General features: G+C 62.1%; 18 protein-coding genes. 16 read left to right on the top strand and 2 right to left on the bottom strand.

The features are described 5' to 3' along the window. Nucleotides 1-112: 112 nt before the first annotated feature. From H7B90_RS19240 to H7B90_RS19195, 10 genes are all read left to right on the top strand, one after another. Nucleotides 113-3,247, top strand: coding sequence for an ATP-binding protein (locus H7B90_RS19240; RefSeq protein WP_185137515.1), 3,135 nt, complete (start codon nucleotides 113-115; stop codon nucleotides 3,245-3,247). Nucleotides 3,248-3,335: 88 nt separating this feature from the next. Next, nucleotides 3,336-4,463: a response regulator gene (locus H7B90_RS19235; protein ID WP_185137514.1), complete on the top strand. Its 1,128-nt coding sequence runs from the start codon at nucleotides 3,336-3,338 to the stop codon at nucleotides 4,461-4,463. Between the two features lie 124 nt (nucleotides 4,464-4,587). Then, a complete protein-coding gene (locus H7B90_RS19230) occupies nucleotides 4,588-5,067 on the top strand; it encodes an SRPBCC family protein (protein WP_185137513.1) in 480 nt (159 codons plus the stop codon). A 326-nt stretch (nucleotides 5,068-5,393) separates the two neighbouring features. Then, on the top strand, nucleotides 5,394-9,857 hold the full coding sequence (locus tag H7B90_RS19225; protein ID WP_185137512.1) for an S-layer homology domain-containing protein: 4,464 nt from the start codon (nucleotides 5,394-5,396) through the stop codon (nucleotides 9,855-9,857). Nucleotides 9,858-10,041: 184 nt separating this feature from the next. Then, nucleotides 10,042-11,232, top strand: a complete 1,191-nt coding sequence (locus H7B90_RS19220) for an outer membrane protein assembly factor BamB family protein (RefSeq protein WP_185137511.1) — start codon at nucleotides 10,042-10,044, stop codon at nucleotides 11,230-11,232. A 143-nt stretch (nucleotides 11,233-11,375) separates the two neighbouring features. Continuing rightward, the gene (locus H7B90_RS19215; protein ID WP_185137510.1) at nucleotides 11,376-12,317 is read left to right on the top strand and encodes a LysR family transcriptional regulator; all 942 of its coding nucleotides are present in this window, start codon (nucleotides 11,376-11,378) and stop codon (nucleotides 12,315-12,317) included. Between the two features lie 196 nt (nucleotides 12,318-12,513). Beyond that, on the top strand, nucleotides 12,514-13,386 hold the full coding sequence (locus H7B90_RS19210; protein WP_185137509.1) for a transporter substrate-binding domain-containing protein: 873 nt from the start codon (nucleotides 12,514-12,516) through the stop codon (nucleotides 13,384-13,386). Nucleotides 13,387-13,423: 37 nt separating this feature from the next. Beyond that, nucleotides 13,424-14,092, top strand: a complete 669-nt coding sequence (locus tag H7B90_RS19205) for an amino acid ABC transporter permease (protein WP_185137508.1) — start codon at nucleotides 13,424-13,426, stop codon at nucleotides 14,090-14,092. A gap of 23 nt (nucleotides 14,093-14,115) precedes the next feature. Beyond that, entirely contained in the window at nucleotides 14,116-15,675 is a 1,560-nt protein-coding gene (locus H7B90_RS19200) for a flavin monoamine oxidase family protein (protein WP_221482099.1), read from the top strand. A 45-nt stretch (nucleotides 15,676-15,720) separates the two neighbouring features. Next, nucleotides 15,721-16,743 carry an Ldh family oxidoreductase gene (locus tag H7B90_RS19195; protein WP_185137506.1) on the top strand — a complete coding sequence of 341 codons (1,023 nt, stop codon included), beginning with the start codon at nucleotides 15,721-15,723 and terminating at the stop codon, nucleotides 16,741-16,743. Nucleotides 16,744-16,885: 142 nt separating this feature from the next. Here the strand turns inward: H7B90_RS19195 and H7B90_RS32580 are convergent, their stop codons facing one another. Then, on the bottom strand, nucleotides 16,886-17,026 hold the full coding sequence (locus tag H7B90_RS32580; RefSeq protein ID WP_281421373.1) for a TetR family transcriptional regulator C-terminal domain-containing protein: 141 nt from the start codon (nucleotides 17,024-17,026) through the stop codon (nucleotides 16,886-16,888). Nucleotides 17,027-17,061: 35 nt separating this feature from the next. Next, nucleotides 17,062-17,997 carry a DMT family transporter gene (locus H7B90_RS19190; RefSeq protein ID WP_185137505.1) on the bottom strand — a complete coding sequence of 312 codons (936 nt, stop codon included), beginning with the start codon at nucleotides 17,995-17,997 and terminating at the stop codon, nucleotides 17,062-17,064. A 440-nt stretch (nucleotides 17,998-18,437) separates the two neighbouring features. Here H7B90_RS19190 and glpK point away from each other — a divergent pair, with 440 nt between their 5' ends. The 6 genes from glpK (at nucleotide 18,438) to H7B90_RS19160 (ending at nucleotide 24,832) form a co-directional block, all read left to right on the top strand. Next, on the top strand, nucleotides 18,438-19,931 hold the full coding sequence (glpK, locus tag H7B90_RS19185) for a glycerol kinase GlpK (RefSeq protein WP_185137504.1): 1,494 nt from the start codon (nucleotides 18,438-18,440) through the stop codon (nucleotides 19,929-19,931). A 95-nt stretch (nucleotides 19,932-20,026) separates the two neighbouring features. After that, nucleotides 20,027-20,806 carry a sporulation protein gene (locus H7B90_RS19180; RefSeq protein WP_185137503.1) on the top strand — a complete coding sequence of 260 codons (780 nt, stop codon included), beginning with the start codon at nucleotides 20,027-20,029 and terminating at the stop codon, nucleotides 20,804-20,806. A 112-nt stretch (nucleotides 20,807-20,918) separates the two neighbouring features. Beyond that, nucleotides 20,919-21,440, top strand: a complete 522-nt coding sequence (locus tag H7B90_RS19175; RefSeq protein WP_185137502.1) for a hypothetical protein — start codon at nucleotides 20,919-20,921, stop codon at nucleotides 21,438-21,440. 148 nt (nucleotides 21,441-21,588) lie between these two features. Beyond that, nucleotides 21,589-22,176: a TetR/AcrR family transcriptional regulator gene (locus H7B90_RS19170; RefSeq protein WP_185137501.1), complete on the top strand. Its 588-nt coding sequence runs from the start codon at nucleotides 21,589-21,591 to the stop codon at nucleotides 22,174-22,176. Between the two features lie 101 nt (nucleotides 22,177-22,277). Further along, nucleotides 22,278-23,708, top strand: a complete 1,431-nt coding sequence (locus H7B90_RS19165) for an MFS transporter (protein WP_185137500.1) — start codon at nucleotides 22,278-22,280, stop codon at nucleotides 23,706-23,708. A 194-nt stretch (nucleotides 23,709-23,902) separates the two neighbouring features. Then, nucleotides 23,903-24,832, top strand: coding sequence for a hypothetical protein (locus H7B90_RS19160; RefSeq protein WP_185137499.1), 930 nt, complete (start codon nucleotides 23,903-23,905; stop codon nucleotides 24,830-24,832). The last annotated feature ends 16 nt before the right edge of the window (nucleotides 24,833-24,848 follow it).

The raw sequence follows: 24,848 nt of genomic DNA, 5'->3' as shown, positions 1-24,848 counted from the left end.
TTCGGTGCGGATTGTCGAATTGTTTGTCATAATGCTCTTGAGAGTATTTTGAGAGCGGCTTGCGTTAAGCTGACGGAACGGAGCATACGGGGACGAGGGGCGCGGGAGAAGGATGGCGGATGGTTCGGCGAGAGAACGGAAGAGCGGCATGGGGAGAGGGCTGCGGATCGGATATAGAGCGATCGGAATGATGCTCATTCCGATCGTGTCGTTCGTCCTGCTGGCGGCGATCAACGACTATACGGTGCCGGATCAGTCCGCTCCGAAGGCGCGGCAGGGCGTCATCGACCTGAGCGATTGGACGTTCGGGACGAAGCGGACGGTGCTGCTCGACGGGGAATGGAGCTTCTACCCGATGAAGCTGTATGCGCCGGAAGACTTCGCGGCCGGCCGGGTGCCGCCGCCGGGCGAGCCTTACGCGTCCATTCCGAACGCCTGGTACGGTTCGGGCCCGTCCGACGAAGCGGGCGGAACCGAATACGGCACGTATCGGCTGACCGTGAAGCTGAAGGACGAGGACGTCGGCTACGGCATCCGGCTTCCGAACGTGAACGGGGCGCACCGCCTCTACGTGAACGGGCATCTCGCAGGGCAGCAAGGCGTTCCGTCCGATAACGAGCGGGAGTACGTGAAGGAGAACAAGCCGTACATGACGTTCGCCCGGGCGGAGGGCGGACGGCTCGACATCGTGCTGCAGACGGCGAACCTCGCGAAGCCGATGATCTGGGGCGGCTTCGAAGACGTGCAGCTTGGCCTCCAGGAGGATATGGTGCTCATCGAGCGAATCCACTTCGCGCTCGAATTCTCCGGGCTGTTCATTCTGCTTCTGTTCGCGGGGCACCACATGATGATTTACGCGCTAAGGACGAAGGACAAAGCTTATTTGTACAGCGCGCTTTATTTTCTCACGATGCTGGTGCTTATGGTGACGGGCGGGGAGAAGCTGACGCTGCAGCTGCTGCCGGGGTTGTCCTACGGGACGTCGACCAAGCTGTACGACCTCGGAGGCTTCTCCAACATCGTGCTGCTCGGCGTCTTCCTCCACACGCTGGACGGGAAGCTGATCAGCCGCCTGAAGCTGGCGATCGGCATCGCACCCATTCTCGTCTATCTGGCGGCGGTCCTCGTCGTTCCGTACCCGGATTATCGCCTGCTGGGCAACCTGCCCTGGTACTATGCCACGGCGCTGGTCGCGTATTTCCTGTACCGGGCCGTTCGGCTGTTCGCGAAGCGGGAAGGAAGGCTCAGCCGCCAAGAAGCCGCCTTGCTCGTCGGGGTGCTCGTCTCGATCGCGCTCATCCTGCTGTTCGGGATGCTCTATTCGCTTAGCCTCGTGCAGACGGAGATCGGGCGCCGCATCTCGTTCCTCGCGGTGCTGGCGTTCATGAACGCCCTGCTCGCGCTGAGGCTGGCGAACGCGATGGACCGGACCGAGCAGCTGTCGGACCAACTGATCCTTCGCGACCGGCTGAAGGACGAGTTCCTCGCCAACACGTCGCACGAGCTGAAGACGCCGCTGCACGGCATTCAGAACATGGCCGCCTTCCTGCTGGACGAGAAGGCTGGGGCTCTGACCGACCGGCAGCGAAGCGAGCTGTCGCTCATCCAGGACACGTCGACGAAGCTGTCGGCGCTCGTGAACGATCTGGTGGACGTCGTCCGGCTGAAGCACGGCGACCTGCGCCTGCAGCCGTCGGTCCTCGATCTGCGCGTCGCCGCGCAGACGGCGTTCCAGGTGCTGGAGTTCGAGCTCGCCGGGAAGGACGTTCAATGGGAGAACCGCATCGCCGCGGACAGCTACGTCCTCGCCGACGAGAACCGGCTGCGCCAGGTGCTGTACAACCTGATCCACAACGCCATCAAGCATACGAAGGCGGGGCGGATCGAGATCGGCGCGCTGACGGAAGACGGCCTTACGACGATTCGGGTAGAGGATACGGGGATCGGCATTCCCGCGGAGAGCCACGAGGCCGTGTTCGGCTACTTCGAACAGGCGGAGAAGGAGCTGCCGCAGGACGGGTACACCGGCATGGGACTCGGTCTCTACATCAGCCGGCAGCTGGTGGAGCGGATGGGCGGCCGGATCTGGGTCGATCGGTCCGCGCCGGGGCAGGGGACGAGGATCGCGTTCACGCTGCCTGCGGCATCCCCGGACGATATTCCGGTCGAGGCGCTCACGGCGGCGTCTGCGGAGAGCGCCGGCCGCTATCGCCCGTCGCCGTTGGAAGCCGTCGGCGAAGACCGGGAACATACGATTCTCGTCGTCGACGACGAAGCGGCGAACGTCCGCATCCTGCTCAACCTGCTCGGCGACGAGTATAACGTGCTGACCGCGTTCTCCGCCAAGGAAGCGCTCCGCAAGCTGGAGGACCATCCGCGGATCGACCTGCTCGTTCTCGACGTCATGATGCCGGAGATGTCCGGCATCGACCTGTGCCGCGCCGTGAGAGAGAACCGGTCGGTGCTCGATCTGCCGATCCTGTTCGCGACGGTGAAGGACTCCTTGCACGACATCGAGCTCTGCTTCCGGGCGGGAGGCAACGACTTCATCGCGAAGCCGTTCGACCCGAAGACGCTCGCCGCGAGAGTCCATACGCTTCTGCTCATGAAGTCGTCGATGGACCAAGCGATCGAGAACGAGATGGCGTTCCTGCAGGCGCAGATCAAGCCTCATTTTCTATACAACGCCATCAGCAGCATCGTCTCGTTCTGCTACACCGACGGGGAGAAGGCCGCCTACTTGCTGTCCATGCTCAGCCGCTATCTGAGGATGGTGTTCGAGAGGGACGGACAGACGCTGCAGGTGCCGCTCCGGCAGGAGCTCGAGCTCATCCGGGCCTACGTGGAGATCGAGAAGGCGCGGTTCGGCGATCGGCTGGCGTATCGGCTGGAAGCCGAACCGGGCCTCGAGGAGTACCTCGTTCCCTCGCTGGCGATCCAGCCGTTCGTCGAGAACGCCATCCGCCACGGCCTGTTCGAGAAGGAAGGCCCCGGCACCGTCACCCTGTCGATCGCGGACGGGAACGGGTATGTGCGCTTCGATATCGTCGACGATGGCATCGGCATGCCGGACGACATTCTGTATCGGCTGAGGGCCGGAGAGCGGCCGGACGGGGCGGGGATCGGGATGACCAACGCGAGGAAGCGGCTCGCGGCGTTGCCGGGGGCGAGCGTCGCGATCGATTCGGCGCTGGAGAAGGGAACGAAGGTCACCGTCTACCTGCCGAAGCTCGGCGGGCCGCCGTGATCCGCGGCGGAGCGCGGCCGGCGCCTTGGACTCAGTCTCGGAACGGAAAGATGACATTGACGATTTTGAAATTTTCTAAGCGAAGGAGGTGAGAGCCCTGTTCCGCGTCATGATCGTGGAAGACGAGAGGCCGACATTGGAGCTGATGGAGAGACTGATCGGCCGGCATCCCTTATTGGAAGTGGCCGGAACGTTCGACAGTCCGCTGGAGGCGATGGAGCGTTATCCGGAGCTGAAGCCGGACGTCGCGTTCCTCGACGTCGAGATGCCCAAGATGGGAGGCATCGAGCTGGCCGGCAAGCTGAAGGCGGCCGACGAGGAGCTGCAGGTCGTGTTCACGACGGCCTATCCGGGATATGCGGTGGACGCGTTCCGGGTGAACGCGGTCGATTACTTGCTGAAGCCGGTCGTGCCGGAGGATCTGGAGAGGGTAGTCTCCCGGATCGTCAAGAACCGCGAGCCGAGAGCCCCTCTTCGGCGGCCGGAGGGAAGCGGGGAGCCGCCGGTGCGATGCCTGGGCACGTTCGAGACGCGGGGAACGGACGGGACGCTTCTGAATTGGCCGACCCGCAAGACGGAGGAGCTGTTCGCCTACTTCCTCGCCTTCCCGAACCGACTGACGGACAAGTGGCGGCTCGCGGACTTGCTGTGGCCGGACCTGGAGGAGGGCCGCTCCCTTCATAACCTGCACAATACGATCTACCGGCTCAAAAAAACGCTCAAAGAAGCGAACCTCGAGGCGCGGCTGACCCATACGAACGAGGGGTATCTGTACGGAGCGGATCCGTTCCAGTCGGACCTGGGGCGGCTTCGGGAGTTCATGGCGCGCTTCTCGCGCATTGACGGGGGCAACGCGGAGGAAGCGGAAGAGCGGTTCCGGTCCTATCGCGGCGCGCTGTTCGGCGGCAAGGACTATCCGTGGAGCTCGGCGGCGGCTTCGGAAGCCGCCTCGCAGTATGCGGGGCTGGCCCGGATGCTGACGGCTTGGCACCGGGAGAGGGGCGATCCGGCTTCCACGAAGGAGACGCTGCGAATCTATCTCGACCAAGCGCCGCTGGACGAAGAGAAGCATGCGGAGCTGCTGAGGATGTACGCGGACGCGGGAGAGACGGGGAATTACATCCGCCATTACGAGAGATTCGAGCGGCTGCTGGAGGAGGAGCTCGGCATCGAGCCCCCGGAGGAGCTGCGGCGTCTGGCGGAGAGAATGAGATGAGAGAGGCAAGGATGAGAGATGGCAGCGAGCGACCGCGAGATTTGGCGGGGCGAATACGACGCATAGAAGGGATTCGCGGGGACCGATGCGGGGACCGATAATGGGAGACGGCGGGGGACGGAACATGAGAACGAACGAGTATTACATGCCGACGGAGTGGAGAGTCCGGGGAACGATCGAGGAAGTGTACGAGGTCTGTTCGGATTTTCTCGATTATCAGCGGTGGTGGCCGGAAGTCTACTTGAACATCCGGAAGGACCGGATCGACGAGGAGACCGGGAACGTCGTGTACGCGCTCCTCACGAGGGGCAAGCTTCCCTACAAGCTGAGATGGTATTCTTGCAAGACGCGCGAAGACGCTCCGCGTTCGGTGTCGCTGAAGGCTTACGGGGATTTGGCGGGCCGCGGAACGTGGAGCTTCGAGCAGGACGGCGACTGCGTGAACGTCCGGTTCGATTGGTACGTCAACGCCGAGAAGCCGGTGCTGAAGTATTTGTCCTGGCTGATGAAGCCGATCTTCCGCTCGAACCATTACTGGGCGATGGGCAAAGGCTTGGAGAGCCTGAACCGGGAGCTCGAGCGGAGACGCGCGGCGGCGAAATAAGGGAATGCGGATACGAGAGGGACCCTGAAGCGGGTCTCTTTTTTCGTAAGCGGGCTTCTCGGGATAGGGAGGTTCGGAGGTTCAGGGGCCCCGCTGCCTACCGAACTTAGGAGACGCTGTTTGACGTCAGAAGCCCATATTGAAAATCTAACGAACTCCAGCGATCTTATTTAGGGTCAACCGGGGCAAAAACGGGCTGCCGGCACGAAATAGCGTCTCCTCGATTCGATAGCGCCTCCCCCGGGAGGATTTGAGAGAGATTTGAGAGAGACGGATGCTATGCTTCGACAAGATCAAGTTCGAGATGTCGAAGGAGAGTCGGGAACATGAAGCGGAACGGCAATAGAGGGTTGCGTGGAAAAACAGGATGGGCTCGCGCGCTGGCGATCGCGTTGGCTTGGCTCATGGCGGCATCGGTCGCAGCGACGGCGGGGCCGCCCAGGGCGAGCGCGACGGCCGGGGATGCCGTCTTCGCCAGCTCCGTCCCGGCGGATGGGTCGCGGGTTCGTTCGTTTGACGGATTCGAGGTCGTCTGGCAGGATCCGGAAGACAACCTCGCGGAGATTAAAGACTCGGGTTACAGCATCAAGAGATTAAGCGACGGCAAATATATGATGGCCGTAAACGATCCGAGCCAGCAATGGACGGCCGGGGAGAACCTATACTCCCTTGGCGAAGACGGCGGGGGGAAGTTCCACTACAATAGCGAGTGGTTGGCCTCGATTCTGCAGGACGGGGGATACGAGGTCAACTTCTATGCCACCGAATTCGACGGATCGAAATATGGCGTGGTGTACCATAAGATCCGATTCGCTTTGGATCGGACGCCTCCCCGCATATCGAACGCGGTCGTCCAGAGGGATACTCTGACTTTTGATTTTACGGAGCAGCCGGATGGGGGACTGCAAGCGTCGGACTTCGATATTCGCGTGAATGATAAACCTGCGCCTCTCAATACGTTCGCGCCGGTAACCAATTCCGACATGGTGTTAGCGATATTGAGTACGCCGGTCGCCAAGTCGGATACGGTCACCGTCGCTTATGTCGGGCCGGATTATTCCGATGCGGCCGGCAATGCCGTGAGCAGGGAGACGGTGGTCGCCGGCAACCTGAACCCGGGCACTTTTCAGGAGGCGCCTGCCTTGAAGATGAAGCTGCATTCGGGGTACGCCTTGAAGGCGGGCGATTCTCTCGTGAGATTCACTCCCACGGGGGATGAGGCGTACAATCTTCTGTTCGATCTGCCGAGCGAGCCTTCGAATCCGCCGATTCTTAATGCCGGGGCTATCAAGAAGACGGACTTCGAGTTCGTGGATACGGGCGACGGATCGAAGTTCAATTCGAGAGGGGCGACGGTTATCATCGACGAGAGCTTGGGGATCTACCGGCTGCACGTGACGATTCCGGGCGCTTTCCTGCAGGGGCATACGTATGAGCTCCGAATGTCGGCGAGCGCGGGCGGGGACGAGATCGCGATGCCCGCGAATCCGACGCTAAGCGCGACCGCTCGTCTCTCGGTCGAATCCGGAAGCGGCGTGGTGGACGAGTACCTCTTTGAAAATGTAAAAATTACCCTGCCGCCGCCTGTCGATCTGGCGGCGCTGGGGACGGCGATCGGCGCGGCTCAGGCGAAGCATGATTCGGCGGCGGAAGGCGGGGCGATCGGCCAATACGCGGCCGGCGCGAAGGCTGCGCTGCAGGCGGCGATCGATGCCGCCGCGGCCGTGCGGGACGACGCGCATGTCACGCAGGAGGAGGCCGACGCGGCGGTTGAGGCGCTGGCGGCTGCGGTAGCGGCGTTCGAGGCGAAGCGGGTGAATGTTGACGTCTCCGCGTTGTCGTTGGCGATCCATGAAGCGCAAGCGAAGCATGATAGCGCCTTTGAAGGCGAAGCTGACGGTAACTACGAGGCAGGATCAATGGACGTGCTGCAAGCGGCGATCAGCGCGGCAAAGGCGGTGCTCGACGACGAGAAGGCGACGCAGGCGCAGGTGGATGCCGCGGTGACGGCGTTGAGTGCGGCGGTCGCCGTGTTCGATTCGAAGCGAGTCGTAGTAGATTTGGCGGCGCTGTCGACGGCGATCGATGCCGCTCAAGCGAAGCACGATAGCGCTGTGGAAGGCGAAGCGAACGGGAACTATGAAGCGGGCTCGAAGGCTGCGCTGCAAGCAGCGATCAACGCGGCGAAGGCCGTGCTCGCCGACGAGAAGGCGACGCAAGCGCAGGTGAATGCCGCAGTGACGGCGCTGAGCGAAGCGGTTGCCGCATTCGATGCGAAGCGGATCGGCGTCGACGGATCGGCTCTCGCAACGGCAATCTCAGCAGCCCAAGCGAAGCATGAGGCCGCCGTAGAGGGCGAAGCGAACGGGAACTATGAAGCAGGAGCGAAGGCTGCGCTCCAAGTGGCCATCAACGAGGCGAAGGCCGTGCTCACCGACGAGAAGGCGACGCAAGTGCAGGTGAATGCCGCAGTGACGGCGCTGAGCGAAGCGGTCGCCGCATTCGACGCGAAGCGAATCGGCGTCGACGTATCGGCTCTCGCAAAGGCGATTGCAGCAGCTCAAGCGAAGCACGACACCGCCTTGGAAGGCGAAGCGAACGGTAACTATGAAGCGGGAGCGAGGGCTGCGCTCCAAGCGGCGATCAACGCGGCGAAGGCGGTGCTCGCTGACGAGAAAGCAACGCAAGCGCAGGTGAATGCCGCGATAACGGCGCTTAGCGAAGCGGTCGCCGCATTCGACGCGAAGCGAATCGGCGTCGACATTTCCGCGTTGTCGACGGCGGTCAACGATGCTCAAGCGAAGCACGACGCCGCCGTTGAGGGCGAAGCGAACGGCAACTACGAAGCGGGAGCGAAGGCAGCTCTGCAATCGGCGATCAACGCGGCGAAGTCGGTTCTCGATGACGAGAAGGCGACGCAAGCGCAAGTGAACGCCGCGGTGACGGTGTTGAGCGAAGCGGTTGCCGCATTCGATGCGACGCGAATCGGCGTCGACGTATCGGCTCTAGCAAAGGCGATCGATGCCGCTCAAGCGAAGCATGACGCCGCGGTTGAGGGCGAAGCGAATGGCAACTATGAAGCGGGAGCGAGGGCTGCGCTCCAAGCGGCGATCAACGCGGCGAAGGCCGTGTTCGCGGACGAGAAGGCGACGCAAGCACAAGTGAACGCCGCGGTGACGGCGTTGAGCGAAGCGGTTGCCGCATTCGATGCGAAGCGAATCGGCGTCGACGTATCGGCTCTCGCAACGGCAATCTCAGCAGCCCAAGCGAAGCATGACGCCGCCGTGGAAGGCAGCAAGAAAGGCAACTACAAGCCGGGCGCCAAAGCCGAACTGCAAACCGCCATCCGATCCGCGGCGGCGGTCAAGGACAATGCGTCTTCGACCCAAGCGCAGGTCGATGCCGCTCTAACCGCCTTGAACGCCGCAACGGCCGCCTTCGAAGCGAAGAAAGTGACAAGCAGCGGAGGCGGAGGAAGCGGCAGCGGCAGCGGAACCGTCGCCACTTCGGACTCCGCGACTTACACGGTGGAGGTAGTCTCCGGCGGCGTCCATATCGGCAGCTTGGTCGTCACACAGAAGAAGAGTACCGAGGGCCGCTGCCAGGAAACGCTCGAACTGCCGGAGACCTTCGCTGGACAAGCGATAGACAAATTAACCGAAGCGGGTACCGAACGCTTGGTCATTCAGCTTCCCGCATCAACGGCGGCCGACCGGGAGCTTCGAATCTCCCTGCCGACGGGGACGGCATCGAAGCTGGCATCGAAGGGCATCTCGCTCGATATCCAAGCTCCCGAAGCGAGCCTATCCATTCCGTCCGCTTCGCTCCAAGGGGCGAACGAGACGCTGACGTTCACGGTCTCTGCCGTTCGCGATTCCGCAGGCCGATCGGGCATCGAGCAGCGCGCGAACGGCTCGGCGGCGATTCGCACGAAGGCGGGCGCGGGACAAGTGTCGCTGATCGGACAGCCCGTCTCGATCGAGACGAACTTGCAGCAGCGCCTCGTTAACCTGTCTCTGCCAATCACCGGCATCTCGGATACGAGCGACCTGGGCGTCTACATCGAGCATAGCGACGGAACGACGGAGCTTGTACGGGGACGAATCGCGGACGGCCGATCCATCGAGTTCGACGTTCGGAGCTTCAGCACGTTCACGGTCGTGAACGTAGCCGGTTGGTCGGAGCATGAACAACCTCAAGCTCCAACACCTGGCAAGACCCTGCAACTGCGCGACATTCCGTACCTCTCGGGCTATGCCGGAGGGCTGTTCAAGCCGAACGCGAGCTTGACCCGAGCGGAGATGGCGGCAATCCTGACCCGCCTTCTCGGCGGGAATACCGAAGGTTCGAAAAGCGCGTTCAAGGACGTGCCGTCCGCCAATTGGGCCGCCGAAGCGATTCAAAACGTCGTCGCCCTGGGCCTCATGAGCGGGAACGCGGACGGAGCGTTCCGACCGGACCAGCCGATTACCCGGGCGGAGATGGCCGCGATTCTGTCGCGTCTGGCCGCCAAAGCCGGCATCGACAGCAGCGCCGAAGAAGCGGGCGACTTCCGCGATACGGCCGACCACTGGGCGCAAGAAGCGATCCGCATGGCGCGCGCCGAGGGATGGCTGAACGGGTACGCGGACGGCACGTTCCGCCCCGAGCAAGCGCTTAGCCGCGCCGAAGCCGCCGCCATTCTGAACAGGCTGATCGGACGCGAAACCGCCGATCTTGGCGAGCCGCTCTTCAAGGACGTCCCGGCGACGCACTGGGCGTACGGAGCAATTCAAGCGGCGTCCAAGTAACACTAAAATCACGCCAATATGGAGGCTGCCTTCGGGCGGTCTCCTTTTTTGCGGTTTGAAGGCCGCCTTCGGAGCGGGACGGTCAAGCGCGAATAGCGAATATTCATAGCGTCGGAAAGGGTCGAAATATTGTACAATAAGCGTTGGTTATTATTTCATCCAGAGGAACATGGAGGAAGCTGCAATGGTCAAAGCAAAGTTCATCAATCGAGTCGCAAGCTTCATCTTGGCAGGACTTCTCTCGCTGGGCGGCGAGGCAACCGCTGCATCATCCGCCGCAGGCCAGCAGACGGCCGATCGGCTTCCGGAGCCCGCCTGGACGGTCGCCTTGAAGAGCCCTCTCGACGGGTACACGGAAGCTCCTTATCACGTCCCCAATTCCAATACGGTCTATCTCCCCTCCTACACGCTCGTGAACTCCGGGACCAAAAGCTGGGCCGTAGGCGTCGTCACCGCCGTCGACAAGACGACCGGCAAACAAAAGTGGTCCTTCTCCTTCTACAAGAAAGGATCGCCCTACCCTTGGACCACTTCCAATTATGCTTACGGCAAAACCGGCTCCGTCTACGCGCTCGTGACCGACGGGACGGGAACGAAGCTGTACTCCGCGAGCGCGGCGGGCAAGAGCAACTGGACGGTCAAGGTTCCTGACGCGGAAGAAGTGTACGCCATGAACGACGGCACGCTGCTGCTCGTCGATCCCGACAAGCGCAATGCCGCCGGCAAGCTGACGCCTTGGGCGTACGCTTATAGCGCGAGCGGGGTCAAAATCTCGGATCGCTCCATTAGCGAGACCTACGCCGTCCTGGGCGACCGTTATCTCGTCTCGCTATCGGGCGAGCCAAGCAAGCCGAAGCTTGAGGCGTACGGGCCCAAGCTCAACCGATTGTTCGCCTACGCGCTCCCGAACGGAGCCTACACCGATGTCGCCGAAGGGGCGTGGCTGTTCGACAACGCGAATATTCTGCTCCGAATGAACGTCCCCAAGACGGGGAACAAGCTGGTTGCCCTGAACGCGCAAGGGAAGGCGCTATGGGAGCGCAAGATCGCCGGGAACGCGGCGGTCCAAGCCCTAGGCTCGACGTACGCCTTGTATGCGAACGGCGAATTGGGCTTGTACGGGAACGCAGGATTGATCCGGAAAAAAGCTCTGGCAATCGATGAGCCGATGCCGACCCTTCTCCAGGCACCCGATCGCCGAATCATCGTTCGTTCCGCGGAAGGCTGGAACGTCATCGATCCGGCGACCCTGGAGCCGATCTATCATTTTCCGTCCGATCAGAAGCTTCTGACCTATCATTACGCAGGGGATGGCTATTTGTACGCCGTCAGCGACGCCTACCGGCTGTCCCAATACCGGCTGGCCAAGGCCTGAATCGTAGCCAGGACGAGCCGAGAGAGAGGCGCGGAGTTCCCGCGTTTGTCCTCGGCTTTTTTCATTTTTCCGGCAAGGATCGCCTCTTCCAGTTCCTGTGCTATAATGATCAAAAAATGCCAATCGGAACAGGAGGAGAGATGATGGATTTCCGAACGCTGAAGACGTTCCACACCATCGTGAACACGGGCAATTACCACAAGGCGGCGGAGGAGCTGCAATACGTCCAGTCCACCATCACGATGCAGATTCAGAAGCTGGAGGCCGACCTGGGAGTGAAGCTGCTGGAGCGCGGCCGCAAGAACGGAATCCGGTTGACCGACGCGGGAAGGCTGTTCTACGACAAGGCGGCGCAGCTCATCAAGGAGTACGAGGGGGTTAAGTCCGCCCTCGCGGACTGGAAGCACGGGGACGCGGGGACGGTTCGGCTCGGCGTCGTCGAGCCCGCGGCCAGCTACCGGCTGCCCCTGGCGCTGACGGCGTTCTACCGGCAATATCCGAAGATCGACGTAAGCGTCCAGATCGGGAATACGCAAGCCCTGATCGGAGGGCTGCTGAAGGGCGAGCTGGACCTGCTGCTGTGCACGCCGCCCGAGACGGGCTTCGGCACGATCTTCGAACCGCTGTTCGCGGAGCGGGTCGCGCTGCTTGTCCCGGCGGGCCATAGGCTCGCGTCGTGGAAGCGGCCGGTGCGCGTCGCCGATCTGCGGCACGAGCGCCTGCTGATGACGAGCGCCGTCTGCCCGTACCGGAACAAGCTCGAATCCGCCCTGACGGACCGAGGGGCGAGCCCCTATCACGGAATCGAGATCACGAGCACGACGGCGCTGAAGCACTACGTGCAGGCCGGGTACGGCGTGGCCGTCGTTCCGGTCGTGACGGTCGATCCCGTTCCCGAAGGCACCGTGCTGAAGACGGTGGCGGATCTCGACGCCGATCTGGTGACGGGCATTCTGAAGCGGGCGGATCGGACGACGCTCGGAGCGGCGGGGGAGAAGCTGATGCTCGCTTTGCGAAGAGAGCTCGGGGCGGTCGGCGAAGAACGGCTTCAATCGGAACGAAGCGAAGCGTACCGGACGGTCTGACTTCAATTTTTTTGAAAAAGCTGATCTGCGATTTGAATTATACAGGCTCGGGATTTTCTTGTATGCTTTTCACAAGCGGGCGGCCACCATTTTTTTTGAACTTAATACCAAGTATATTGATGCGGATAATTTAGAAAAAGGAGGAGAGAGAAGCCGTCTGCGCCATCATTCCCGACATCCAAAGGAGAGTTGCGGTGTGCGAGCAAAACGCAGAGGCGCCTTCGCCTCGACCGTCCTGCTGCTGGCCAGTCTGGCCTTGACGCTGGGCGCGTGCGGCAAGTCCGATTCGGACTCGTCTTCGCCTCCGTCCGAGGCGAAGCCCTCCGGCCAAGTCCAGGCGCAGGATACGTCCAAGTCCGGGGAATCCAAGACGCTGCGCTTCGGGACCGCGAGCGGCTACTACCCGTTCACGTTCCAGAACGACGCCGGGAAGCTGGACGGCTACGATATCCAGGTGGCGGAGGCGGTCGCGGAGAAGCTGGGGTACAAGGTCGAATGGACGACGGCCGAGTTCAGCGGGCTGTTCGGTCTGTTGGACAGCGGAAAGATCGACGCGATCGCCAACGAAGTCCGGATGACGGACGAACGCCGGAAGAAGTACCTTTTCTCCCGACCGTACGTCTACTCCGGAACGATCATCGTCACGAAGAAGGGCAACGACGCCGTCAAGGATCTGGCGAGCCTCAAGGGGCGCACCGTCGCTTCCCACTACGGCTCCGCCTACGCGAAGTTCATCGAGAAGTACGATACCGGCAAGGAGATTGCCTTGAAGTATTACGAAGAGCGCAGCGCGCTGCTGAAGGACGTCTCGCTCGGCCGGGTGGACGCCTACTTGACCGACAAGGTGGGCGGACCGCTGGAGATCGAGAAGACCGGCCTGCCGCTTCAGGTGGCCGGACCGCCGGTCGATTCGTTCGAGAACGGCATCCCGTTCGCCGACAACGAGAAGAACCGCGACTTCCTGAAGCGATTCGACGAAGCGCTGGAGCAATTACGAAGCGAGGGCGTCCTGACGGAGCTGTCTCGCAAGTGGCTAGGAACGGACGTCGCCACTCCGCCCGCGTCCTGACGCGGAACGGAGGCGGCTCCGGAAGAGGGGGAGCCTGATGTCATTCGATCTCGGCTATATGCTGACCGTCCTTCCGAAGCTTCTGAACTACGTGTACCTGACCCTGGGACTCACGATTCTCTCCTACGCGCTCGGATGCTTGTTCGGATTGGCGGCGGCAATCGCGACGACCTATCGGACGGCGGTTCTGGACCGGCTGGCGCGGCTGTACATCTCCTTCTTCCGCGGCACGCCGCTGCTCGTTCAGCTGTTCATCATCTACTTCGGGCTCCCCCAGCTCTTCCCGGCGTTCGGCTCCCTGACCGCCTACTGGGCGGCGGTAATCGGAATCAGCCTGAACAGCGGGGCTTATCTGTCGGAGACGTTCCGGGCCGCCATCCTGTCGGTCGACCGAGGGCAGTGGGACGCCCTCCATTCGATCGGCATGAACGGCTGGCAGGGCTGGCGCCGCATCGTGCTGCCCCAGGCGGCGAGAATCGCCGTTCCCTCCATGGGCAATGTTTGGATCTCGGTGCTGAAGGAGACTTCTCTGGCCTTTACGCTGGGCCTCGGGGAGGTTCTGGGCCAAGCCAAGATTTTGGCGGGCTCTTCCTTCCGGTTTTTCGAATGCTATCTGGCCGTGGCTTTGATCTATTGGGCGATTACCATCCTGTTCGGCACCCTGCAGCACCGCGTCGAGAAGGCGATGAACGTACCGTATCGTTAATGAAGGATAGGAGGCGGTTCATAATGGCGTTCGATCAAGTGTTCCAATTCCCCTCGGAGCTTCGCGGCGGCAGACAGGGAGGACGTCCGCGGCACGTCGGCATTATCGGGGCGGGGGCAGCGGGCTTATCCGCGGCTTACGAGCTGGAGCGGCTCGGCCACCGGGTCGCGATCTTCGAGGATTCCAACCGGCCCGGAGGACGCATCCGCACCCACCGGTTCGCCGACGGCACCCATTCCGAGCTGGGAGCGATGCGGATTCCGGCCAATCACGGCTGCACGATGCATTACGTCAAGGAGTTCCAGCTTCCGACGCGCCGGTTCGTCAATTACAACCCGAGGGCGTATTACCATATCCGCGACGTCAAGACGCGAATCGGCGACCCAAGCGCTCTGTACCCGGCGTTCAAGCTGCTTCCGGACGAGTCGGCCGACCCGCTGAGACTTTATGAACATCTGATGAAAGAGCTGATGACCTCCCTGTCGCCGGAGGAGCAGAGGGAGATCTTCTCCCCGAACCTGACGAGCGAGAAGCTGCGTAAGTACGCGTCGATCTCCTTCTGGCAGTTCCTGAAGGAGCGGGTGTCGCCGGAGGCGTTCGATCTGATCGGGCACGCGACCGGGATGATTCAGTACGAACGGGCGTCGCTGCTGGAGGTGTTCGTCGACTACTTCGGGCTGTTCCGCGTCGACCAGTACGAGCTGTCGGGCGGCATGGAGACGCTCATTCAAGCGTTCGTCTCGAGGCTGCGCGCCCCGATTCATTACAATACCCGAGTCACCGGCATTCAGAAAACGGAGGGCGGCGTCGCCGTCCACTATTCCCGCCTCGGGCACAAGCGGACCGAGACGTTCGACTACGTCGTCTGCACCGTTCCGGCCCCGGCCCTGACGCGCATCGAGTTCGAACCCGCGCTTCCGCCGAGGCAAAGACAGGCGATCAGCGGGATCACGTACGCCAGCTCCGCCAAGACGATCGTCCATACGTCGGCCCGTCCGTGGGAGTACGAGGACGGGATCTACGGCGGCGGCAGCTTCACCGACCTGCCGATTCAGCAATGCTGGTACCCGTCCGACAACGCGAAGCCGGTCGATCGGGCGACGTACGCGGCGTTCACCGGAGACAGCGACTCGCCGTACAGCGAGGCTCCGCTCAACTGGATCGCCAAGGACAAGGAGCGCTCCCACGGCCCGGGCGTTCTGACGGCGTCGTACTTGTGGGAGGCCAACGCCCGCCGGTTCCTCTCGCTGTCCGAGGAGGACCAGACGGACGTGGTCATCGGCCAGATCCGGAAGCTGCACCCCGGCTTGGACCGCTATGTGGACGAGGTGATCCATTGGTCGTGGGATCGGCAGAACAGCCCGGGCAGCGGCGCCTTCGCCTACTTCGCGCCGGGAGAGCACGAGCGGTACCAGCAGCTGCTGAGCCAGCCCTATCCGGCGGAGAAGCCGGCCGTCTTCTTCGCGGGAGAGCACCTGGCCGTCGCCCACGCCTGGATTCAAGGCTCGATCCAGACCGCCTTGCACGCCGTGCTTCAGATCAAGAGCTTGTCCGCCGCCGGGCAGCAGGAAGTCGCGATCTGACCGGCAGAAGCGCGACATTATCCATTTCGGGAGGTTATCCATTCTATGACTCATTCCGTTCGGACGACGATCCGGATCGACGAGCTGAAGGAGCTGGCGACCCGGATTCTGAAGCTCAAGGGGGCGACGGAACGGGAAGCGGAAGTAATCGTCGGCGATTATCTGGACGCCGATCTGAGAGGCCGGACGTCCCACGGGTTCGTCTCCTTCGGCGTGGCCGTCTCGGCGTTCGACAATAGGGGGAAGTATCGGGTACGCCGGGCGGAGGGGGCTCTCGTCTCCATCGAAGGCAACGGGGACAGCGGCCATCTCGCGGCCCGCGAGGCGATCGACCTGGCGCTGTCCCTCGAGAACCGGTCTCCGGTTCAGGCCATCGGAATCAACGGCGTCACCCGGATCAACAGCCCCGGCGTCATCGCGCGCTACGGGGCGGAGAAGGGAGTCGTCACGCTCGTCTGGGAATATGGGGGGAAGAACTTCATGATTCCCCACGGCGGCAAGCGGGCGGCGCTGTCGACGAACCCGATCGGCATCGGCATTCCGCATACCGATCCGCTCTTCGTCGTGGACATCGCTTCGTCGGAGCGGGCGATCGGCTTCGTGGAGCTGGCCAAGCTGGACGGGGAGTCCATTCCCGAATCGTGGGGGGTGGACGAGTCGGGGCAGGCGACGACCGATCCGCGGCGAGTGGCGGCCGTGAAGCCGTTCGGCGGGTACAAGGGGTACGCGCTGGCTCTGGCGTTCGAGATTCTGTCCGGCCCGCTCGTGGGAGCCGCGGTCGGATCGAAGGGCTCGCTCGGCGAGCGGGGCGTGCTGATTCTGCTGATCGACCCGACCGCGTTCGGTCAGACCGTGGACTCGTTCCGCGACCAAGTGATTGGCCTGCTGCGCGAAGTCGGCGAAGTCGAGCCCGCCGATCCCGCGCGGCCGGTCGTCTATCCCGGTCAAGCTTCCTCTCGCCGGGCCGAAGAGCTCCTTCGCTCCGGGACGCTGACCTATCCCGAGTCCGTCATCGACAATCTGCGGCGATTGGAGAGGGAGCTGCTGGCGCAAGCGCCGAACGGGTGAAGCGGCGAACGGCCGAAGCGATGAACGGCCGAAGCGATGAACGGCCGAAGCCGGGTGGTCCGGGCCGGCCGGTCACGCCCGACTAAGATCATGCCAAGAGGCGTTCCCCGTTCTCCGGGAAGGAGGCGGGCGAACGCCTTTATTATTCGCATAAGGACCGCAAGTGGCGGTCGAGAAGGAGCTCCGCCCGTTCGGCCGGCATCGTGCCGGGGTGCAGCAGCTGATGGATCGCGAGCCCGTCGAGCAGCGCGTGCAGAGTCTCCGCCTCGAGATCGGCGTCAATGATCCAGTTCCAGCGCGAGATGGAGACAGCCGTTCTCAGAGAGGCGCCCCCTTCCCTTCCTCCGAGGCGGTCGAGCGCTTCTGTCGGCGGGAGCGCCAGGTTCCTCCGGAGAGCGCGAGCCCGCCGATCGTGACGAAGAAGCCGGCGACTTGGGCGAAGGAGATCGCTTCGCCGTTCAGAACGAAGGCGAAGAATACGGCGAACAGCGGGATCAGATACATATACAGCATCACCCTCGAAGGGCCGACCCGGCTTACGTTGCGGTACCAGAAGATCAGCCCGAAGATCGTTACGAGGACAACGGAGTAGAGCAAAGAGCCCCAGGTCGGCATCGGCAGCGGCCAGGCGTCCGGCGAGAATCCTTGCCAAGCGCATATCGCGATCAGAGGCAGCGCGCCGATGGCGGAAGACCAGGCGGTGATGCGCAAGGCCGAATACGACTTCAGCAGCGGGGCGGTCACGACCGGATACAACCCCCAGGAGACGGAAGCCGCGAATCCGGCCGCGATGCCGATCGCTTCGTCCGGATAAGCGCCGGCGGGCTCCCGGCCGCCGAGCAGGACGATCGCCGCGCCCGCCAAGGCGACGAGCGAGCCGAGCTGACGGAACCACGACCAGCTCTCCTGCTTGAACAACGCGGAGAACAAGCTGGTGAACACGGGCGAGGCCGCGATGAGAAGGGAGGCCTTGGCCGCGGAAGCGTATTGGACGGAGAGCATGAAGAAGCTCTGGTAGAGAGTGATGCCGACAAGGCCGACCGCAGCCATTCTCGGGAGGTGGCGCGGCTCGACGAAGACGGATCTCTCGAAGAGAGAAGTCAGCAGGAGCAGCAGCGGAGCGGCCATCAGGAAGCGCAAGGCGTTGAACGCGACGGGGGACAGCACGGTTACCCCGTATTTGCCGATCGTGTAGTTGAGGCCCCAGGTGGCGGCGACGGTCAGAAGCGTCACTTCTTGGACTCCTTTTCTCATGCGCGGCCCCCGATCGATGTATATTCGAGTAATCTTATGGACTATATCGAATTTACTCTTAGATTAGCCTAGATCCGGGAATCGGGCAATTCAAAAGTTTCGATCGTTTAGCCAGCGAAAGGCCGATGTTCTGTAACGGACTCAGGAATCGCTATATGGCTCAAAACGCACAATTTATAGCTCTAACGAACTCACGCGACCTTATTTGGGGATAAAGGGGGGGGGGGGAACGGGCTTTCGGAACGAAATAGCGTTTCTACGATTCGTTAGAAGCGCAAACCGCCAATTTTCAGCAAAATAGCGTCTCCTCGATTCGTTAGCACATCCAGTACGCCCCGCAAGAGAATGCCCCGCGGCCGGTGCCCGGTAGCCCTCGAATACCGGGTGTTATATAATGGGGCTCAAGATGAGGTCCCTGCCGGACGCGAGGAGGAGAACACGTGACGGAGCGATATATTCTGGCTCTCGATCAAGGAACGACCAGCTCGAGGGCGATTTTGTTCGACAAGGGAGGGCACCCGGTCAGCTCGGCGCAGCAGGAGATTCGCCAGCATTATCCGCAGCCGGGCTGGGTCGAGCACGACGCGGGCGAGATCTGGGCGTCGATTCTGGCGGTGATCGCCCACGCGATATCGGGAGCGGGAATCGGTCCGGAGCAGATCGAAGCGATCGGCATCACCAACCAGCGGGAGACCGCGGTGATCTGGGACCGGCATACCGGTCAGCCGATCCATCATGCCGTCGTCTGGCAGTCCCGGCAGACGAGCGACATCTGCGACGAGCTGAAGAGCCGGGGACATGAAGAGACCATCCGGAGGAAAACGGGGCTGCTCATCGATCCGTACTTCTCCGGAACGAAGATCAAGTGGCTGCTCGACCGCGTCGAGGGCGCCCGGGAGAAGGCGAACAACGGGGACCTGTTGTTCGGGACGATCGACACCTGGCTTGTCTGGAAGCTGACCGGAGGCCAGGTTCACGTGACGGACTACTCCAACGCCTCGAGGACGCTCCTCTACAACATTCACGAGCTCCGCTGGGACGAGGAGCTTCTGGACATTCTCGACGTTCCGCGGTCGCTGCTGCCCCAGGTGCGCTCCTCCTCGGAAGTATACGGGCATACGGTGGAGCACCACTTCTTCGGCCGCCAAGTCCCGATCGCGGGCATCGCGGGCGACCAGCAGGCGGCTCTGTTCGGGCAAGCCTGCTTCGAGAAGGGGATGGCGAAGAACACGTACGGAACCGGCTGCTTCATGCTGATGAATACGGGCGCGGAGGCGGTCGAGTCGAGGCACGGGCTGCTGACGACCATCGCGTGGGGCCTTGGCGGTCAAGTGCATTACGCGCTGGAAGGCAGCGTGTTCGTGGCGGGCTCGGCGCTCCAGTGGCTGCGGGACGGCCTGCGCATGCTGAAGGCCACGGCCGACAGCGAGACCTACGCGACGCGGGTCGCGTCGACCGAGGGCGTCTACGTCGTGCCGGCGTTCGTCGGCATGGGGACGCCGTATTGGGACAGCGAGGTGCGGGGAGCGGTGTTCGGCTTGACGCGCGGCACGTCGAAGGAGCACTTCGTCCGGGCGACGCTCGAATCCCTCGCCTACCAGAGCAAAGACGTGCTGGACGTCATGGCGCTCGACTCCGGCCTGAAGCTGGCTACGCTGAGGGTCGACGGCGGCGCCGTTCGCAACGACTTCCTGATGCAGTTCCAGAGCGACCTGCTCGGGGTGGAGGTGGAGCGGCCCGTCGTGAACGAGACGACCGCTCTCGGGGCGGCTTATCTGGCCGGGCTTGCGGTAGGCTACTGGAAGAGCAAGGAGGACATCGCCGGAAGCCGGCAGCTGGACCGGACGTTCTCTCCCGCCATGGCGGAGGAAGAACGGGACCGCTTGTACGCGGGCTGGCAGCGGGCGGTTCGCGCGGCGATGGCGTTCAAATAAGCCGCGGACGTCCGGCATCGGCATGAATCTTTTCCCGCCTGCCGCCGTATAGGATTTTGTATCCATAAAATCCTGGGAAAGGTCGAGGTGGGTTCATGTCGTTTTTCGGTCGGATTCTGGCAAAGGTGGGCATCGGGTCGGCGGCGGTCGACACGGTGCTGGAGAAGTCGGCGTACGCTCCCGGAGAGGAAGTTCGGGGTATCGTGCGGATCGAAGGAGGAGCCATCGAGCAGCGGATCGAGGGAATCGTGCTGGCGGTGATGACCCAGTACGTGCGGGAATCGAACGACACGAAGATTCATCACAACGCGGAGATCGCGCGCGTGCGCGTGACGGAGCCGATGACGCTGGAGCCGAATTCCCGTCACGAAGTGCCATTTTCGTTTATCCTTCCTTACAAGACGCCGCTGTCGATCGGCCGCACTCCCGTCTGGATCAAGACGAGCGCGGACATCGCCTCCGCCGTCGATCCGACCGACGAAGACCGGATTCACGTCATGCCCTCGCCGGGCCAGAAGGTCGTGCTGGAAGCGGTCGAGAGCCTCGACTTCCGGCTGAGGCAGACCGAGACGGTATACGCCCCGCGCCTGGGCAGATCGGTGTCGTTCGTGCAGGAGCTGGAATGGGTTCCGACGGGCGGGCGCTTCCGGGGGAAGCTGGACGAATTGGAGCTCATGTTCCTCGGCGACTCGGCGGACGGCGCGGAGCTGCTTCTGCAGATCGACCGGAAGGCGACGAGTCTGCTCGGGCTGTTCGCCGAGGCGGCGGATACGGACGAGTCGTTCGTTCGCGTGTCGTTGTCCGGCGGGGATCTAAGCGCGGGACCCGCGCATGTGGCCGCCAAGCTGTCCGGCATCATCGCGAATTATAGTTAACCTCTCGAGGCGAGCGGTATCGTTGAATTTCGGCAGATGGGGGACTTCCCCCATCTCATTCTTTTTTTTGGGAATAAGAAGAATAACGAATACTTGCCTAGGAGAATGGACGATGCCTGGATTGAAAACAATGGTTCTTGTTGCAGGCTTGTTGCTTATTCTGGCCGGTTGTTCGAATTCTCGCTCGACTACAACCCCTTTAACGGAAGAGGATGTAACGAACTTCATTCGCGATAACGAGATCCATCCGATCGCCGTAGAGAGGATCGGAGATTTTGTTGTTATTTTATATTCCGATGCGACGATTGACGGATATCATCTGATCTACAAGGACGAGAACGGGAAGTTACGCGATCAGAATGCTTACGGGGGAACGCTGCCGGATACTCCGGTTTTATTATCGGGGTCGGCGTCGAGAAATCCTTTCGTTACCGTCATCATCCAAGATGAGGAGATTCGAAGATCGGCATCCGCGGTGGAAGTGACCTACGAGGATGGGAGCACAATTCGCCAAACGATTCGCGGGCAAGGGGCTATCATTCCTTACGGGAAAGAAATAGAAGGAGCGTTGAGCTATTCCCGCGTCGTCATTTACGATGCGAAGAACAAAGCGCTTTATTCCTATCCGGAATAGGCCCCCCCGCGCTTCGCCGTTAGGTTGGCCGAATTCGGATTCGAATCGAAGAGGCGTAAAAAAGATTATTGACCGATCGATCCGGAAATGCTAAGATACGGTCATGAACATTCCAGATCAATGAGTCTAGAAAGGAGGGGAACCGATCATGGCGAGAAGCAAGGAGTTCGACACGGCCCTCGTTCTGCGGAAGGCGATGGAGGTGTTCGGCCATTACGGCTACGAAGGAACGTCGCTTCCCATGCTGCTCGAAGGACTGGGCATCGCCCGCCAGAGCCTGTACGACACTTACGGGACGAAGCGGGATCTGTTCGTCAAGGCCGTCAAGCATTATGTGAACGAGAAGTCGTCCGCCGTCGTCGCCTATCTGGAGAGGCCGGGCTCCGCCAAGCTAGCGATCTCGGAGATTTTCAGGGAAGTGGTGGCGACGCTGCAGGACGAAGAGAGGCGCCGGGAATGCCTGATTCTGAACAGCGCGATCGACCGGATTCCGCACGATTCCGAGATCGAGGCCTTGTTCGAGCAGGACCGAACCCGGCTGGAGCAGGCGTTCGAGGCCGCGTTGGTCCGCGCCCGCGATCAGGGGGAACTTCGGCCCGGCGCGAACGTTCAGGCTCTGGCGAGGTATCTGTACCATGCCCGGTACGCCTTGACGCAATCGGCCAAGCTGACGAAGAGCCCGCAGGATTTGGAAGAGATCGCCGCCGTCGCCTTGACCGTCCTTGACGGCGTTTGAAGCGACGGTGCCGCAATTTCCTTTTTACGTCCTTTTCAGACTGATTGGTCAAATTTTTTTGAGCATATTAGACTGTTTAGTCTACAAAGGAGGAACTTCCGGTGAATGCAACAAAAAGGAAGGGCTTGGCCCTGTTCATTCTGGCCGTCTCGCAGTTGATGATGGCCCTGGATTACACGATTATCTTCGTGGCGATGCCGTCGCTCGGCGAAGATCTGGGATTCTCCGCGAACCATCTTCAGTGGGTCGTCAGCGCGTATTCGCTCGCGTTCGGGGGATTCCTGCTGCTCGGAGGACGCTTGTCGGACCTGACGGGAAGACGCCGCATGTTCCGGATCGCGATGGCGCTGTTCGGCTTGGGCTCGCTGCTGGGAGGGCTGTCGGATTCGCAGGTGATGCTCGTCGTGGCCAGAGGGCTGCAAGGCCTCGGAGGAGCGCTGCTGTCGCCGGCCACGCTGTCGCTGATCATGTCCAACTTCGAAGAGGGCGCCGAGCGCAACCGGGCCATGGGCGTCTGGGCTTCGATGGGCGGCGTCGGGCTGTCGCTCGGCCTGCTTCTGGGCGGAGTGCTGACGAGCTACGTCGGATGGGAGTGGACCTTCTTCGTGAACGTGCCGGTCGCCTTGGCCGCCATCGTCCTGTCGCCCGTCGCTCTCGCGGAGAGCAAGGTTCCTTCCGGCAAGAAGCATTATGACGCCGCGGGCACCGTCTCGGTGACGGCGGGGCTGCTGCTGCTCGTGTACTACCTGATCCAATCGCCGGTGGACGGCTGGCTTGGCGCGAGGACGCTGCCGTTCGCGCTGCTCGGCGCCGCGCTGCTGCTCGTCTTCGTCGTTATCGAGAGCCGCTCCCGGGATCCGCTCCTGCCCTTCCGGCTGTTCCGCAATCGCAGCCTGACCGGGGCCGCGCTGACCGCCTTCCTGTTCTCCGCCTCGTTCGGCTCCCTGTACTACTTCTTGACGCTCTACACCCAAGGGGTGCTGCATTATTCCGCGATCCAGTCCGGCCTCAGCTTCTTGCCGCTGACGATCAGCGCCTTCCTGGGCGCCAGGCTCATCAACGTCATGCTGGCCAAGGCCGGCGTCGCCGGCACGATCGCGGCCGGGATGGGGCTCGGCATCGCGGGCTTCCTGCTGCTGACCCAGCTGTCGGCGACGGGCTCCGCATGGGGGATCCTTCCCGGCACCGTTATCGTCGGCCTCGGGCAGGCGCTCGTTTTCACGACGATGTTCATCGCGGGCGGCATCGGCATCGAGCCTCGTCAGCAGGGCGTAGCCTCCGCGGTCATCACGACCGGGCAGCAGATCGGCGGCGCGATCGGCCTGGCCGTCATCATGGCGATCATCTCCGCCAGACTGGGCACGGACGCCACGCTGGAGACGATGCTGCCGGCGGATCTGAACCGGGCTATCCATACCGCGTTCCTCATCTCGGCCGTCGTCGCGGCGCTCGGCATCGCGGTGGCCATCCTCGTGCTGAAGCGGACGAAGCCGGCCAACCTGGGCGACGCGCCGGCGACCGCCGCTCACTGAGGCGGTTCCCCGAGCCTGTAAGTCGAGAAAATCGACTTACAAGTCACCCAGGGGGCGCCTCCGTGCTCCGTAAGTCGAAAAAATCGAGTTGCAGGCCGTCAAGGGCTGCTCGGAGCCCTCGCCGAAAAGGAAAAATCGCCCTCTTGTCGAATTCAGACAAGAGATGTCTAATTTTCCCAAGCGAGGTTGACACCATGATTATCGATTTGACGGGGATTAACGATCGAGAGCGATTGGACCGCGAGTTCGCCGAGGCGATCGCCCGGCCGGAGGCCATCATCCTGTTGCAGATGGAGAAGAGGAATTCGTTCTTCGACGAAGAAGGGTGGCGCGAGAGCCGGGAGGAGCTGGATAAAACCGAATATCCGGCTTCCCCGGGATGCTATAAGGTGCGGGTCAGCTACACGAACCCGTTCGACAAGATCGAGCTGTCGCGAGAGACTCTCTTCCCGCAACCGGATGTCGAGCTCCCCAGCTCCATGCAAGCCTATCTGGGAACGAGGACGTTCAAGCTTCTACGAAAGAGCCAATCGGAGATTCAGCGGGCGATCGACCGGATCAACCGCAGTTGGGATTGCATCGAGAGCAAGAAGATTCAAGATTGGTACCTGGAGAACAACACGGCATACCGAGAGCAAATCGCCGGGGCACGCCGTAACGAAGACGTCGAATGCGCGGAGATTGTCGTATCGGCCCGGCCGGAGGCGGAGATTCGGGCCCTCGTCGCCGAATACGCCAACCGGAATTCCCCACGCCGGGGCCGTCCGATCAAGCCGCTCGCTTCCAGAATCGTCGAGGCGAGCAGGGGCTTCAACAAAGATCGATTTTATGAAGACGATTCCTTCGCTTCATCCTATACCTATACCTATTCCTATTCAAGCTGGGATGAGGAAGCAAGCGGGGAGGAAGAAGACGGCGGCTTCGGAAGCTCCTCGGGATCCTCGACATCCTGGACATCGTCGGGATCCTACTACGAGCCTTCGGACGAAGACCTGGAGGAACTCCGCGAGCAGGCCTACTCCGACTACGAATACAGCGAACGCCGCAAAAGATTCGAAGCGGAGGAAGGCGGGGACTACGACGATTACCTCTACCACGAGCGGCTGAGAGAGGGCGAAGAATAACCCTCGAACCTGCTCG

Source organism: Cohnella xylanilytica, from assembly GCF_014212175.1.
Taxonomy (GTDB): domain Bacteria; phylum Bacillota; class Bacilli; order Paenibacillales; family Paenibacillaceae; genus Cohnella; species Cohnella xylanilytica.
This window is presented reverse-complemented; position numbering and strand designations above follow the sequence as displayed.

Excerpts from the sequence above, each read along its gene's own strand:
- H7B90_RS19170 (WP_185137501.1), top strand. The coding sequence starts at position 21,589 with ATGGCGAGAAGCAAGGAGTTCGACACGGCCCTCGTTCTGCGGAAGGCG.
- H7B90_RS19200 (WP_221482099.1), top strand. The coding sequence starts at position 14,116 with ATGGCGTTCGATCAAGTGTTCCAATTCCCCTCGGAGCTTCGCGGCGGC.
- H7B90_RS19195 (WP_185137506.1), top strand. The coding sequence starts at position 15,721 with ATGACTCATTCCGTTCGGACGACGATCCGGATCGACGAGCTGAAGGAG.
- H7B90_RS19190 (WP_185137505.1), bottom strand. The coding sequence starts at position 17,997 with ATGAGAAAAGGAGTCCAAGAAGTGACGCTTCTGACCGTCGCCGCCACC.
- H7B90_RS19175 (WP_185137502.1), top strand. The coding sequence starts at position 20,919 with ATGCCTGGATTGAAAACAATGGTTCTTGTTGCAGGCTTGTTGCTTATT.
- H7B90_RS19230 (WP_185137513.1), top strand. The coding sequence starts at position 4,588 with ATGAGAACGAACGAGTATTACATGCCGACGGAGTGGAGAGTCCGGGGA.
- H7B90_RS19215 (WP_185137510.1), top strand. The coding sequence starts at position 11,376 with ATGGATTTCCGAACGCTGAAGACGTTCCACACCATCGTGAACACGGGC.
- H7B90_RS19225 (WP_185137512.1), top strand. The coding sequence starts at position 5,394 with ATGAAGCGGAACGGCAATAGAGGGTTGCGTGGAAAAACAGGATGGGCT.
- H7B90_RS19205 (WP_185137508.1), top strand. The coding sequence starts at position 13,424 with ATGTCATTCGATCTCGGCTATATGCTGACCGTCCTTCCGAAGCTTCTG.
- H7B90_RS19240 (WP_185137515.1), top strand. The coding sequence starts at position 113 with ATGGCGGATGGTTCGGCGAGAGAACGGAAGAGCGGCATGGGGAGAGGG.
- H7B90_RS19160 (WP_185137499.1), top strand. The coding sequence starts at position 23,903 with ATGATTATCGATTTGACGGGGATTAACGATCGAGAGCGATTGGACCGC.
- H7B90_RS19220 (WP_185137511.1), top strand. The coding sequence starts at position 10,042 with ATGGTCAAAGCAAAGTTCATCAATCGAGTCGCAAGCTTCATCTTGGCA.
- H7B90_RS19180 (WP_185137503.1), top strand. The coding sequence starts at position 20,027 with ATGTCGTTTTTCGGTCGGATTCTGGCAAAGGTGGGCATCGGGTCGGCG.